The following is a 13,948-nucleotide window of genomic DNA, read 5'->3' as shown; positions in this document are numbered from 1 at the left end:
GTACACGAAGAGTAAACTGATCAGGATCCACTTGTCTCACTGGAGATCGTCACGAACTTGGGACTCGAATCGAGGAAAGTCATCGCTTTCGACCCAGAAAAACGGCATGACAGCGTCTGACGTCGGGACGATCCGTTCGAGTTCGATCGTCGTATCTGGGATTTTCGCCATCGATGCACCGAACACGAACTCGTTGGAATCGATGGTGAACTCGGTGATAATACTCATAGACTCTGTAAGGCTCCAAGCAGTGTAGACTTGTCTGTGACACCTCTCAGAGGGAGAAGAGTGAAAATAAGAGCGGTTCTCAACACATTCACGTGGAGTAGTCACACCTGCGCTCAGATTACTCCTCACGCTGATCCTTGGCGTCCGCTTCGCTAAAGTGAAAATGATTGAATGGCTGGATATGCCGCGAGCGCATTATCTCCGAACTCTCCACCGTCATCCCTGACTCGTGGAGTGTGTCCGTGATGCGCGTAATATCTTCTGTACTCGTTCCAACCACTTCGACGTAGATATTCCGTCGCCCAACCAGCATCTCACGGACATCCACCACACCTTGTATCTCAAGCAAATGCTCGATGTAATCGGTGCGCTCGGTTGCTGGCGCAGTACAGACGAACAGGACACGAAGCGGGAGGTTTGCTGCCTCGTAGTCGATTTCGGGATGATAACCCTTGATGATGCCATCCTCTTCGAGCGCTTCGATCCGATTCCGGACGGTACTCGCCGACGTACCGACTGTTTCAGCGATTTCTTGGGTCGTCGTATTGCGCGCATCTCGCTGGAGGTGATGGAGTATCCCACGATCAACGTTGTCGAGTTCTCGGCCCATGCTCCAGAGTACATGGCTCGGAATCAAGAATATTGTGAGGACCCGAGCGCCACCCAAACAGCGTCTGGAGTTATTGATTCACTCAGTTCCTCAAACGACGAGTAATGTGCAAAAGCAATGGTGTATAAGCAAATGCAAAGCGTTCTTAAGGCGAAACCATGCTCCTCAACGACAAATTCGCGGTGCTTGCAAGTAGTGAGAGACGTCAGCTTCTCCACGCACTCAAAGAGGACTCCGCGCCCGACACTGCCACCGTTTCTCCACGTGCTGTGGCGACAAACGGCGGCGACCGCGAGCAGGCAACTGCACTGCATCATGTGCATCTGCCGCGATTAGAAGATCACGGCCTTATCACGTGGGATCGGAAGACAGATACAGTGACAAAAGGGCCACAATTCGACGAGATCGGACCCCTACTTACAGATCTCACAGAGAAATACGGTACACAGTCCATCAGTGAACCGCCGGACTAATTCATTCAAAACTGCCACGTCTGTGGCAGTCTGGGCACGGGGTGGCGAGTGGTCGGGACCCGGTCGGACTCCGTGCCACTTCGAGCCTCGAATTGGTCCTGTATGATCCTACTGTGAGTATTCGAGTTACTGACTATTCATCGGTCTAGTTGACAGGGATATTTATACCGCTACCGGCTCGTTTCGTCGATCGCACTCATTTGAGGACGTTCGTCTAGCTGTGGAATGCGCAATTCAAGGTACCATACATTGCGAATTTGTGATCTAGTTGGTGTGATTATCCGAGTGAATCCCCCAATTGTTGGTGAATGAGCAATATGGCGGTTTAGGAATGAGTGCCTTTGATACGTCTCGACACCCATTTACTTTGTATGGCAGACAGTCTCGTCGGGCAAGCGCGGTGGCTTCGACATGGACTGTCTTGTGAGCGACGCCAGAACGCTATGACTAACCCGGAATTCCCGGGAGAAATGGTTGGGACCCATGAACGAGATATCTAATCAACAGCAATCGATCGAACTGCTCCAACAACTTGGATTAAAAGAATACGAAGCACGCTGCTTTGTGGCCTTAGCACGCCTGCCGAAAGGGACGGCCAAAGAGATTAGCGAGGTCTCTGAAGTACCCCGAACACGTGTGTATGATGCAATTCGCGTGTTAGAGACGAAAGGATTGGTCGAGATCCAACACTCGAATCCCCAGCAGTTTCGTGCCGTGCCAATCGAGGAGGCCGCGGAGACGTTACGCCAGGAGTACGAATCACGGACCGATACGCTCGTCGAGGCTCTCACTGCGATCGACCCTGAAGAACCGGACGGCGGTGATGAAGAGATTACCCACGAAGTATGGGCACTCTCGGGAACGACCGCGATCACGAATCGCACCCAGCAACTTATTGACGCCGCTGGACGAGAAATCGTGCTCATAATCGGGCGGAACGAAGTTGTGACCGAGGAACTACTCGAACAGCTCCAAGAAGCCCTGGGCACGGGACTTGATGTGCTGATTGGCACGCAAACTGGGGACGTTCGAGAGCAGGTTGCAGAGGCATTGCCCGACGCGGAAGTGTTCGTCTCCGGGTTGGACTGGTTGAACAGTTCGCCACTGGAGGCGGATGACGAGACGACGATTAGTCGGTTGTTGTTGATCGATAAAAACACGATTCTCGTGAGTTCAGTCCACGAGACGAACACTGGTGAGATTGAGACCGAGAAGGCCGTATTTGGACGGGGCTTTGACAACGGGATTGTGGTGATCGCTCGGCGACTGATGGCCACTGGTTTGCCGCGGAGGCAGGATCCAGATGTGCCAGAGGACGAATAATTCTCAACTCGATGATCTAAAAGCGACTGCCGTTTTGCATGTGGAGGTACGCTCGAAGCAGTTGCAGTCCTTTTGAATGATATCGCTCATAATAAATTTCTCTGCAAAAATTTCGGATAAATGGATGGGAGAGCGGCCATATCGGCAATCCATGCCGGATACCGCCCGAATGATTAGTGGACAGCCACCCCCCAGAAGCAATGAATGAGCCGTCGGATTCGCAGTCATCCCCATTGATACGCACATCACCAAGACAGTCAGAATCGGTTGCGACGACTGTTGTCAGTGCAATCGGACGGATGGATGGAGACGCACCGGACACCCCACTGTACGAGGTGATCGAACCTGATACACTCGAAGCACTCTATGAACAGGGCAGACAATGGGTTGAGTTCCAGTCGCCGACTACCAAGTGGTTCAACCCGATCAAACCATTCTCGTCTCCGAGCCAAACACGTAGACTGCAGGGTAGTCAATCCTACTACGTAGCGTGCAGCGGGGTACTCGTGAAGAAGTCAATCTGCACTGAGGACTTCCTGTTGCAGAGCCAAAGTATCGTATGGAGTCCCACAAAGCCCCTTCGAGATCGAATCGAAGTCCGATGCACATGCATCTCACGGACATCGATCACCCCTTGTATTTCGAGGAGATGCTGGACGTATTCGGCGCGCTCGGTTGCTGGCGCGGTGCAAAGTCGGGGTGGACGTAAAGAATGTCTGTGTGAGAATTCGAGTGACATATAAACAGGTTCTACGATAATCGATCGCGATGCACCACGTCCATCCGTCGATTAGAAGATCATGGATTCATCGCGTGGAATCGGGAAACTGGGGAGGTACCCAAAGGGCCAGACTTTGATGAGATCGAGCCGCTGCTCACGGTCCTCTCTGAGACGTTTAGTACGGAGCCTGCTGGTAAGCCACCTGATTACGTCACTCGAGAAACTGCCACAGGTGTGGCAGCCCGGTACGAAGTGGCGATTGGTTGGGATCCATTCGGACTCCGTACCACTTCGTCCTTTGCGCTAGTCCTGTATAATCCTACTGTGATTATGTGAGTTACTAATCAAGTATCAATCTAGTAGACGCAGAAATTTGTATCTCTCACTACTGATTCATCGAACTGACTTCGATTGGCGGTGTGAGATCCGCAATTATATTGCTCGGAGTCGTATTTTCATGAGTATCTATCTGTTCGCCATCCCTCAGTCGTCCTGCAGGAGTTCGAGTTCGACGTCGTTTTCGCTACTAACTGTCACCTGATAGCCCAGATAGTGAAACGTGACCGCGCCAGTTGTCTGTCGGTGTGAGCCCGCTCGTGTTGGGCCAAACAGTGTGTTGAGTGCGTCGGGATCGATGACCTCATACAACGGCACAAGATCGTTGGACGAGACGTTCTCGCGTGCTTGGATCTGGTTGATGATTGTCGCTGTTACCGACTCGGTGTCGTCCAGTGGTTGCATTCCCGATGTGCTCGGTGCTCTGGTGTGGGTAGCAGGGGAGTCCTCTGGTGAAGTCATGAGTGTGTCTCGTCAGAGCGATTCGAGAACGTCGTATATAGACGCTCTGTATGGATAATAAACGAGATGTCGGCTTTGGAAGGAAGGTGAAATGTTTCTTTTTCCGTATCGGTTGCTATGTGGTTTGACATCCTTTCGCCCCTGAAGACGTGGGGGTCCCAAGCTTCGGGATAGTAATAGACGACAGAGTGAACCGTCTAGCCAGAGTATACCAAACGAGGGGGACTGTTGGCCGAAATCAGTAGCGAAGCAAAGCTTTAATTGCTGTAATTATGACTTTTCTCGACTATCAGTTGACCTCGCGAACGGGAGCATACGTACTGCTGCTCGCGGAGTTCAAATACCCAAACCGACACCATGACTAGAAAAAATGAGAAGCAAACGGTGGAACGGCGGACGATCGATGGGGTCGATGCGCTGGTTAACACGGAGCCAGGTGAGATTTTTATTGATCTTCCAGCATCGAACCCACGGTACATTCGTGTCCAAGAAGGAGATCGTATTCAAGAGGGTGACGTCAGTACACGGACGACCGCGGAAATGGCTGGGCCACTCCTAACAAACTGGAGCATCGAGTCAATCACAGCAGAGACCGTCACAGGAACGAATACCGAGACCGGTGAGACGCGGGAATGGGATCGAGATCAGTTGATACACCGTCTCGGTGCTCGTGAATTCAGTGCAGAATTGACGACCTTTGATCGAGTAAGCGTGACCGAAATCGCGGAATGGCGCGAAAGGCACTCGGTCGAAGGCACCGAGGAGGAAAAACCGTATGTGGTCGCAATTGCCTACGGGAATAACGGAGAGAAATTCACACAACTGTACGCTGCAACCGAGCTAGGAGATTGGGACTCACTGGAGGTGGTCCAAGAGGAGACAAACATTCAGAACTTCAGCGACGAGTTACGGAATCGCTTTGACGACGCTGTACACGAAACTCTCGAGGTCGAACAACGGTATCACTGAGTGGACCTTCGTCGTGACCGTGATCCGTTGTCTATAGAATACTCCGACGAAAATGATTTGTGTTACTAGAGACCGAGCGCATCGAGCTGTTCTTGATAGTGATTACGGATGGTAACTTCGGTGACCTGTGTCGCCGCAGCGACCGCACGCTGTGTTTCTTTCTCACCACACAGGAGTGACGCAGCATAAATCGCTGCAGCGGCACAACTAGTGGGCGATTTTCCCGATAGCAGCCCCTTTGATGAGACAGTGTCGAGAATTTCGTTTGTTTTCGCTTCGACAGCGTCGCTACTCCCGAGGTCCGAACAGAATCGAGGGATATACTGTTTCGGGTCGACCGGTCGTATTTCGAGCCCGAGTTCCCGTCCGAGATACGTGTATGAGCGGCTAATTTCTCTCCGTTCCACACGCGACACATCTGCAATCTCCTCGAGACTCCGAGGAATGTTTTCGCTTCGACACGCCGCATACAAGCAACAGGTCGCGATCCCTTCGATCGAGCGACCACGAATCAGATCTTCGTCGAGTGCGCGACGGTACAGAACACAGGCGACTTCGCGAACCGATCGCGGAATACCGAGTGCGCTCGCCATCCGGTCGATCTCGGAGAGCGCAAATTTGAGGTTGCGTTCGCTGGCATCTTTCGTTCGGATACGTCCTTGCCATTTGCGGAGCCGGTGCATCTGGCTGCGTTTGTCAGCGGACAACACGTTACCGGCGGCGTCCATATCTTTCCAATCGATGTTCGTTGTGAGGCCCTTATCGTGCATTGCCTCGGTTATCGGTGCACCAACTCGGGACTTCTGTTGGCGCTCCTGGTGATTGAAGGCCCGCCACTCTGGTCCAGGGTCAACAGCCTCTTCCTCAACGATTAACCCACAGGTCTCACAGACGGTTTCACTTCCGTCTGCGCTCGTAAGCAGCGTTTCTGAATCGCACTCGGGACAACCCTGGACGCCCTCATGTTCATCTGCATTGTGCTCGGTCTCATCGCGTTCTCTCCGACGGGAAGGGCGCATCATTGGTTAGCCACGATATATAAGATCTCAAAGTGGTTAAGCCCTCTGTCCGATTTCTCAGTGATACCCACGAGAGCAGCGTTGCTCCCGAGTATCGATCCGTGGTTTCCTATGAGTCATCGATCTCAAGGCTCACCTCTCCCTCACCAGACACTTTTACCCAGTACCCGGCGTATTGAAACGAGATAGAGCCATATGTTCGCGTCGTGCCATCAGCCCGTGTCGCAAAAAGCTCATGGAGGGCTTCCGGGTTGATCACATCGTACAATGAGCTTAGTTCATCCGTCCTACATCCCTTCGCGTCTGCGACGGTAGTCAGCACGTGCGTACTCGGTGAGTCTGGCGATGCAACAGGTGGCCAATCGTTGTCACCTCCGAAATTTCGTCCAGAGCTTCTAGGTCGGCTTCGGAATCAATTTTGACGATGAACATCCGGGCGTCCTGTTCGAAACACAGCCCGTGAACGCACTCAAACTGGTCTGGCTGGAGTGTCTCAGTGATACTCACGAGTGGGAGAGACGGTGAACTGAGGAGAAACTCAGTAGTAATCGTCATGGGATGAGCATGCTTCACCGGTAGTTAACGCTAAGGATTTCTCGAGTGAATAACGACTCCTCTGGGAATATGGTTGGTAAATTCGCACGCTGCGTTTGTCAGTGGTCACTTAGAAACGTGTCTAACGAATAGGGATCCAACAGAGGCCGTTGAATGGATGCTTTTGGGATAGTCCACTGCCGCTTATAGGAGGCGGGAAAAATCGGCTAGCTGTTTGACCGTGATTCCCGACGGTGAAACGTCGTTCTCTGACGGGCGTTTTGTTAGCGGTCAAAACGCAAGCCGGCATCTCATCGACTACCGAGTGAGAAATACGCCGAATGGGGCCTCGATGAAGAACGGTATCGGAATCAGTCGGTGGTCACGGGGGTCGCTTTCTTCGTCCGGTCGTCCTGAAGTTTGCCGATTCGCCAGCGGAGAACCCCGACCGTGAGGAGTCCGATGACGAGGGCGACGTTCATGACGTATAGCGCGTTCGTGTAACTCCCCGTCGATTCGAGAACGAACGAGGCGAGTTGCGGACCGGCGACGCCGGCGAAGCCCCACGCCGTGAGGGCGTAGCCGTGAATGGCGCTGACTTCCTTCGTGCCGAAGAGGTCGCTGAGGTACGCCGGGAGACAGGCGAACCCGCCGCCGTAGCAGGTGATGACGAGGAACATGAGCGCCGTCAAAATCCAGACGCCCGACACCTGCGGCATCACGAAGAATGCGGCGATCTGGATGACCATGAACGCCGCGTACGTGGTCGTCCGGCCGATGTAGTCCGACAGGGTGGCCCAGGCGATGCGGCCACCGCCGTTGAAGATACCGATGTAGCCGGTGATGAACGCGGCCGTCGTGGCGGTGGCACCGCCGATTTGCTGGAGCATCGGCGATGCGAACGCGAGCAGCATGATGCCCGCGGAGACGTTGATGAATATGATGAGCCAGACCATGTAGAACCGTGGTGACGTGCGCGCTTCGGCGGCGGTGTGGACATCGAGTCCCCGTAGCGCACCCTTTGCCTTCTCCTGTGCGTCCTCCATGTCGTGCATTCCGTCGGGGAGCCATCCCTTCTCGGGCTTCGCGAGGTAGCTCGCGCCCAACGACATGAGGACGAAGTAAAGGACGCCGAGGGCGAAAAACGCAGTCGAGACCCCGTAATTCTGGATCAGGAAGTTTCCGAGCGGACCGGTGAGGAGCGCGCCAGCGCCGAAGCCCATAACGGCGAGTCCCGTCGCCATTCCGCGTCGATCGGGGAACCACTCGACCAGCGTTCCGATCGGGGAGATGTATCCCAGCCCGATTCCCATTCCGCCGATGACGCCGAACGTGGCGAGAAACAGCGGAAGACTTCCGAGTTGCACGCTGAGTCCCGATCCGATCATCCCGAGGCCGTATAGGACGGCCGCCGCCAAGCCGGCTTTTCGCGGACCGTATTCCTCGACGTACTTTCCGAGGAAGGCGGCCGTGACCCCGAGGACGAAGACGGCGATGGAGAACGCGAGGGTTACGCTCGACGTACTCCATCCCTCCGTCTCGTTCAGCGGTATTTGGTAGATACTGTACGCGTAGATGCTACCGATCGACAGGTGAATCGCGACGGCCGAGGCGGCGATGAGCCATCGATTTTTATCCGAGTTCCTTGTTGACATTCGACTAGTTAATAATTTATTATACAATAATAAATGTTTTCGTTGTTCTCATAAATCATGTTCGGATACTGATGGAGGACCTTATCGAATCCACCTGCCGGACTTGCCGGAACCACAATCGATTCGACCGCATCGCCGGACGGTGGTAGAGGGTCGAATCGGTGTGGGTCCGACGGGTAGACATCCGTTGGAGAGCATCGTTTCGGGGTCGATTTCGGGAATAGTTATTTATCGTTCGTCTACATTAAACGACCATATACGTTACTCAATGTCCAAAACTATGCACACAGAACGACCGGTCGTACGGGTCGCCGGTCACGGTGCGGAGCAAATCGCCGCGACCGCGAGGGACCAGACGGACGTACCCGTCGTCGAAGTCGGGTCGACGGGTTCCCCGGCGATAGAGCCGCTTCTCATCGTGATGAACGAGGGGAGAGCGGTATTCTACACGAACGCCACCACACGGGATGCCCGAACCATCGCGGTGGCGCTCGGTGACGCGAGCAACTCGCTTTCGGATGGGGACGCGTCGGTGACACACGCGGACTCGACTCGCTTTCCGGTGCCCGATCTCGACGGATTCCGGGACGACCGGTCGGTGCTCGCCCGCTGCGGATGGGTGGACCCGACCGTCCCGGAGTCCTACGCCGAGACCGTCGGGTTTTCGGATGCGTCGCCGGAATCGGTGCTCGATGCCGCGGGGGATACTCTCGGACGAGGATGGGGCGACTGGAGCGCGGACGAGCCCGTGGGCCCGCTCTGGGAGGGAGTCCGCGACCGCGACGGTGATCCGGCGATCGTCCTGAACGCACACGGGAACCCCGGAGACGTCCTTCTGGCCGAGAGCGATCCCTTCTCCGTACTGGAGGGTGCCGCCCACGTCGCACGCGTGGTCGACGCCGCACGGGTCTTCGTGTACGTCAGCGAAGACGACGAAACGGCTCGCCAAACGCTCGAAACGGCGGTTTCCGCGTATCCGGATTTCCCGACCGATATCGCCGTCGTCCCGGGGCCGACGGCCTACCGCTCGGCGGAACCGACGATGGCCATCGAGGCCGTGGAGGGCAATCACCGTCTCGAAGCACGCCTCCGACCGCCCGGCCCGGATGTCGAGGGCGTCTTCGGCGAACCCACCGTGGTCCACACGGCCCGGACGTTTGCGCACGTCGCCGCGGCGGTTCGCGGCGACGAGTCGGCGACGCGCGTGATAACGGTCGCCGGTGACGCGGACGAGATGACGTTCGAAGTTCCGGAGACGAGTTCGATCGGAGATGCGGTGACGGCCGCGGGTGTCACGGAGTACACGGGTGTCCTCGTCGGCGGGCGGTTCGGCGGCCTCACGCGCGATCTCGACGTCACACCCGATCCGGATGCGCTCGCCGAGCGGGATCTCGGCACGGACGGCGTACTCGAAGTCGTTGGCCCCGACCGCTGTCCGGTGGCGTTCGTCGGCAAGCGGACCCAGTTCGCCGCGGACGCGAACTGCGGGCGCTGTGTTCCGTGTCGTGAGGGCTCGACGCAACTGAGCGAACTCCTCCGAGACATCTACGACGGGGATCTCGACCATGCGAAAATCGAGGAACTGCTACGCGTGATGGAATCGACGAGTATCTGCACGTTCGGCCAGCACGCGCCGCGGCCGGTTCGAACGGGACTCTCCGAATTCGGCGATGTCTTCGAGGCACACGCGAACGGGGAGTGTCCGGCGGGCCAATGTTCCACGACCACGGAGACGGAAACGAAACCGAAGAGGGCGAAACCATGAGTTCACAGGAATCACCGCATTCGGAATCCGACGTACCGCCATTGACGGAAACCATCGCGCCGGGAACGGCGACGGACCCCGACGTGACGAGCGCGGAGACGGCGACCGTAACGGTCGACGGGGAGGACGTGACGGTCGAGACCGGTTCGACGCTCCTCGACGCTATCGAGGCCGTCGAAACCGCCGAATACGTGCCCGCGCTCTGTCACTACGACAGACAGGACATCGGGCCGCGAAGCGAGTGCCGGACGTGCATGGTCGAGGCGGAGGACGGAATCGTTCCGGCGTGTAGCACGCCCGCCGAGGACGGCCTGTCGATTTCGACCGACGCGGCATCGGCGTCGGAGGCGCGCGACGTCAACCTCGACCTCGTGCTCTCGGACCACAACCTCCGCTGCACGACCTGCGGGAAGAACGGTCGCTGTGATCTGCAGGACGTCTCCATCGAGAACGACGTCGTCGAACCGAGGTACGGTGTGCTCGACGACCGCGACGAATACGAGCCGATCGACGATTCCCACGACTTCATTCAGATCGACCGCAACAAGTGCATCCTCTGTAACCGCTGCGTGGAGGCCTGCAACGACGTGCAGGTCGAGGGCGTCCTCCGAATGGAGGGACACGGTGGAGATACACGTATCGGCTTCCAGAACGGGGCCGAGACGATGGAGAAGTCGACGTGCGTCTCCTGTGGACACTGCGTCTCGGTCTGTCCGACGGGCAGTCTCGTCGAAAAGGGCATCGAGGACGCGACGACCATCCCGTTCCCCGGCTTCACCCAGAAGAACAGCGTCGGCGAGGTAATCGAGTCGGCGAACGTGCAGAAGGGACCGATGACGCCGATGAAAGCCGACGAGGTGACGGAACAGCGCCGTGAAATCGACGACGACACCGAGGGGAGGGATTGGCCATGACGAACACGGAGAACGCCACCGAGAACGAAGAGAAAGAGGGCGTGGCAGGCTATATGCAGACCGCCCGAAAGCAAGCACTGGAGAACGTCGAGCACGTCGCCGAAGGGGCGGCGGCGGGGACGCTGCCGGAGGGGAAACTGTTCGACATCGCCTCGCAAATCGGCGAGAAACGGCTGTCCGACCTGACCGTCGAGGACACCACCTGTGGCTACTGCGCCGTCGGATGTCGGTTCGACGTGTACACGGACGGTGACGAAGTCCTCGCTACCCGGCCGACCGACCCGGAAAAAGCGCCCGTGAACGGTATTTCGACGTGCGTGAAGGGGAAGTTCAGTTACGACTTCGTGGACAGCGAGGGACGACTGACGTCGCCGCTCGTCCGCAACGAAAACGACGAGTTCCGGCGCGCCTCCTGGGAAGAGGCCTACGACCGAGTGGTGGAGGGCTTTCGGGACATCATCGACGAGCACGGCGGGCAGGCGATGAGCGTCATCGCGTCCTCGAAGGCGACGAACGAGGAGAACTACCTGATGGGCAAGTTCGCCCGGCAGGTCCTCGGGACGAACACCGTCGACAACTGTAACCGACTCTGTCACTCCTCGACCGTCGCCGGTCTCGCTCGCGCGTACGGGTACGGGGCGGCGTCCGTGTCGACGAAGGACTTCGAGCAGGCGGACTGCATCTTCCTCACCGGGTCGAACACGACGGAGGCTCACCCGGTCCTCGCGACGCGCATCAAACAGCGCGTGAAAGCCGGGAACGACCTCATCGTCTTCGATCCGCGGAAGGTCCAAATCGCGGAGTACGCCACCCAGTATACGCAGGTCCGGCCGGGATTCGACCAAGTCTGGATCAACGGACTGGTCCGCTACATCATCGAAAACGACCTCCACGACGAGGAGTTCGTCGCGGAGCGGACGACCGGGTTCGAGGACGTGAAAGAGTCGGTCCAAGCGTTCACGCCGGAGTACGTCGAGGAAGTTACGGGCGTACCACCGGCGGACATCCGGTCGGCCGCTGAGACGATCGCTGCGGCCGACCGCGTCGTGTTCGGATGGACGCTGGGTCTGACCGAACACTCCCACGGGACGGAGAACATCCTCTCGATGGCGAACCTCGCCGCCATCACCGGAAATCTCGGAAAGCCCGGAACGGGCGTCTCCCCCTTCCGCGGGCAAAACAACGTCCAGGGCGGCGGCGGTGACATGGGACCGCTTCCGGACAACTTCCCCGGCTACCAGTCCGTCACGGACGACGAGAACCGGCGGAAATTCGAGGAGGCGTGGGACTGTGAAATCGCTCCCGAACCGGGATACTACACGACTGAGATGTTCCTCGCGGCGGACCGCGGGGATATTCGAGGCATGTACTGCATCGGCGAGAACCCCTCGCTCTCGGAACCGGGCGCGAATCACGCCTCCGAGGTGTTAGAAGGGATGGAGTTCCTCGTCGTACAGGACCTCTTTTTGAACGACACGGCGCGGTTCGCGGACGTGGTCCTGCCCGCGTGTTCCTTCCTCGAGAAGACGGGGACGTTCACCAACACGGATCGCCGCGTCCAGATGGTAAAGCAGGTCATCGACCGGAAGGGCGATTCGAAACCCGATTGGGTCATCCTTCAGGAGATAGCGAACCGGATGGGACGCGAGTGGGCGTACGAGGACACCGCGGAAATCATGGAGGAGATGCGCCGGTTGACCCCGATCTACGGCGGCATTACGCAGGAGCGCGTCGAGGAAGAGGGCGGCGTCCAGTGGCCCTGTTACGACTTCGACCACCCCGGAACGGAGCGCCTGTACGAGGACGAGTTCAACACGGCGGACGGGAAGGCGAACCTCGTCGGCGTCGGCTACGGCGAACCCGGCGAACTCCCGGACGAGGAGTATCCGTTCTCGCTCACGACCGGTCGGGTCCTCTACCAGTACCACACGGGGACGATGACACATCCGGAAGAGGGCATCCAACACTACAACGACAGCGACTTCGTGGAGATCAACCCGGAGGACGCGGCGAACCACGGAATCGAAGACGGCGACCTCGTGACGATCGAGTCCCGGCGCGGCGAAATAACGGTGCCCGCACAGGTGACGGCCCGCATCGGGTCGGGGACGGTTTTCGCGCCGATTCACTTCGCGGAGACGTGCGTGAACAGACTCACGAACCACGAGAGTCTCGACCCGGATGCGGCGACGCCGGAGTTCAAGATGTCGGCCGTCCGCGTTACGCCGTTCGAAGGCGACTCCGAGGACATCGAATACGACCAGACGGAACCGATCTCGGGGGACGACTGAGATGGCGAAACCGACCACCGGCGTCCCGGACGACGCGCTGAACGTCGAACCGGAACGTCCGCAAGAGGGTGAGGAAGCACTGCGAGCGGTCCTCGAGGCCTACGGCGGGGATTACGCCGACGCCGCGGAGTACACGGAGGAACTCGAGAACGTCATCGAGACGGCAATTCTCGTCATCGCGAGCGCGGACGAACGAGACGTCGACAACGTCACGCAGTCGTTGGTCACGCTCGTCGAGGCCGCAGACGGACTCTCGACGGAGGGGACGGTTGCGCTCGCCGAGGGTGTCGGAGAGAACGGCGAGGACCTCGCGGAAGCCCTCGAATCCGTCCTCGAACTCCAGCGCGACGGACGACTCGACGACCTCATCGAGATGGCGGGAACGCTCTCGGCGCTCGAAATCAACGAGACGACGGTCGACGGACTGAACCGGTTGTTCCGTGCCATCGACGAAGCCGAACGGGAGACGAAACCCGTCGGGGCGTTCGGGTTCCTGCGGTCGCTCTCGGGGGACGACGTCCGAGCAGGCATCGGTTACCTGCTCGCCATCGTGCGTGCGCAGGGCCGTCGTCTCCGCTCGGGTGATCGATAAACGGAGAGGGCGTCCTCTGCGGATTGTTGCGCGTCTCGGTGGCTGGTCGGATTCGC

12 protein-coding genes are annotated in these 13,948 nt (G+C 57.9%); 7 read left to right on the top strand and 5 right to left on the bottom strand.

The annotated features are described in order from the left end of the window. Positions 1-36: 36 nt before the first annotated feature. Entirely contained in the window at positions 37-228 is a 192-nt protein-coding gene (locus tag LJF34_RS01490; protein ID WP_231182864.1) for a hypothetical protein, read from the bottom strand. A 118-nt stretch (positions 229-346) separates the two neighbouring features. Then, on the bottom strand, positions 347-838 hold the full coding sequence (locus LJF34_RS01485) for an Lrp/AsnC family transcriptional regulator (protein WP_231182863.1): 492 nt from the start codon (positions 836-838) through the stop codon (positions 347-349). Between the two features lie 158 nt (positions 839-996). Here LJF34_RS01485 and LJF34_RS01480 point away from each other — a divergent pair, with 158 nt between their 5' ends. Both LJF34_RS01480 and LJF34_RS01475 read left to right on the top strand, forming a co-directional pair. Then, positions 997-1,311 carry a hypothetical protein gene (locus LJF34_RS01480; protein WP_231182862.1) on the top strand — a complete coding sequence of 105 codons (315 nt, stop codon included), beginning with the start codon at positions 997-999 and terminating at the stop codon, positions 1,309-1,311. Positions 1,312-1,794: 483 nt separating this feature from the next. Beyond that, positions 1,795-2,634, top strand: a complete 840-nt coding sequence (locus LJF34_RS01475; protein WP_231182861.1) for a helix-turn-helix domain-containing protein — start codon at positions 1,795-1,797, stop codon at positions 2,632-2,634. A 1,204-nt stretch (positions 2,635-3,838) separates the two neighbouring features. Here the strand turns inward: LJF34_RS01475 and LJF34_RS01470 are convergent. Next, the gene (locus LJF34_RS01470) at positions 3,839-4,153 is read right to left on the bottom strand and encodes a HalOD1 output domain-containing protein (protein WP_231182860.1); all 315 of its coding nucleotides are present in this window, start codon (positions 4,151-4,153) and stop codon (positions 3,839-3,841) included. Positions 4,154-4,693: 540 nt separating this feature from the next. On the opposite strand from LJF34_RS01470, the gene LJF34_RS01465 reads away from it, so the two are divergent. Continuing rightward, the gene (locus LJF34_RS01465; protein ID WP_231182859.1) at positions 4,694-5,122 is read left to right on the top strand and encodes a hypothetical protein; all 429 of its coding nucleotides are present in this window, start codon (positions 4,694-4,696) and stop codon (positions 5,120-5,122) included. Between the two features lie 65 nt (positions 5,123-5,187). On the opposite strand, the gene LJF34_RS01460 is transcribed toward LJF34_RS01465, so the two are convergent. Both LJF34_RS01460 and LJF34_RS01455 read right to left on the bottom strand, forming a co-directional pair. Continuing rightward, positions 5,188-6,144 carry a transcription initiation factor IIB gene (locus tag LJF34_RS01460; protein WP_231182858.1) on the bottom strand — a complete coding sequence of 319 codons (957 nt, stop codon included), beginning with the start codon at positions 6,142-6,144 and terminating at the stop codon, positions 5,188-5,190. 902 nt (positions 6,145-7,046) lie between these two features. Continuing rightward, entirely contained in the window at positions 7,047-8,330 is a 1,284-nt protein-coding gene (locus LJF34_RS01455) for an OFA family MFS transporter (protein WP_231182857.1), read from the bottom strand. Positions 8,331-8,610: 280 nt separating this feature from the next. Here LJF34_RS01455 and LJF34_RS01450 point away from each other — a divergent pair, with 280 nt between their 5' ends. From LJF34_RS01450 to LJF34_RS01435, 4 genes are read left to right on the top strand one after another with little or no spacing between them, the layout of a single operon-like run. Further along, the gene (locus LJF34_RS01450) at positions 8,611-10,095 is read left to right on the top strand and encodes an NADH-ubiquinone oxidoreductase-F iron-sulfur binding region domain-containing protein (RefSeq protein WP_231182856.1); all 1,485 of its coding nucleotides are present in this window, start codon (positions 8,611-8,613) and stop codon (positions 10,093-10,095) included. After that, positions 10,092-11,009 carry a 2Fe-2S iron-sulfur cluster-binding protein gene (locus LJF34_RS01445; RefSeq protein WP_231185021.1) on the top strand — a complete coding sequence of 306 codons (918 nt, stop codon included), beginning with the start codon at positions 10,092-10,094 and terminating at the stop codon, positions 11,007-11,009. The genes LJF34_RS01450 and LJF34_RS01445 overlap by 4 nt, the downstream gene beginning before the upstream one ends. Then, positions 11,006-13,300: a formate dehydrogenase subunit alpha gene (fdhF, locus tag LJF34_RS01440; protein WP_231182855.1), complete on the top strand. Its 2,295-nt coding sequence runs from the start codon at positions 11,006-11,008 to the stop codon at positions 13,298-13,300. Before LJF34_RS01445 ends, fdhF begins: the two co-directional genes overlap by 4 nt. A gap of 1 nt (position 13,301) precedes the next feature. After that, a complete protein-coding gene (locus tag LJF34_RS01435; protein WP_231182854.1) occupies positions 13,302-13,892 on the top strand; it encodes a DUF1641 domain-containing protein in 591 nt (196 codons plus the stop codon). The last annotated feature ends 56 nt before the right edge of the window (positions 13,893-13,948 follow it).

The organism is Haladaptatus sp. DYF46 (assembly GCF_021083305.1).
Taxonomy (GTDB): Archaea; Halobacteriota; Halobacteria; order Halobacteriales; family Haladaptataceae; genus Haladaptatus.
Note: the sequence above shows the minus strand (reverse complement) of the source record. Positions and strands in the feature narration are given on the sequence as shown.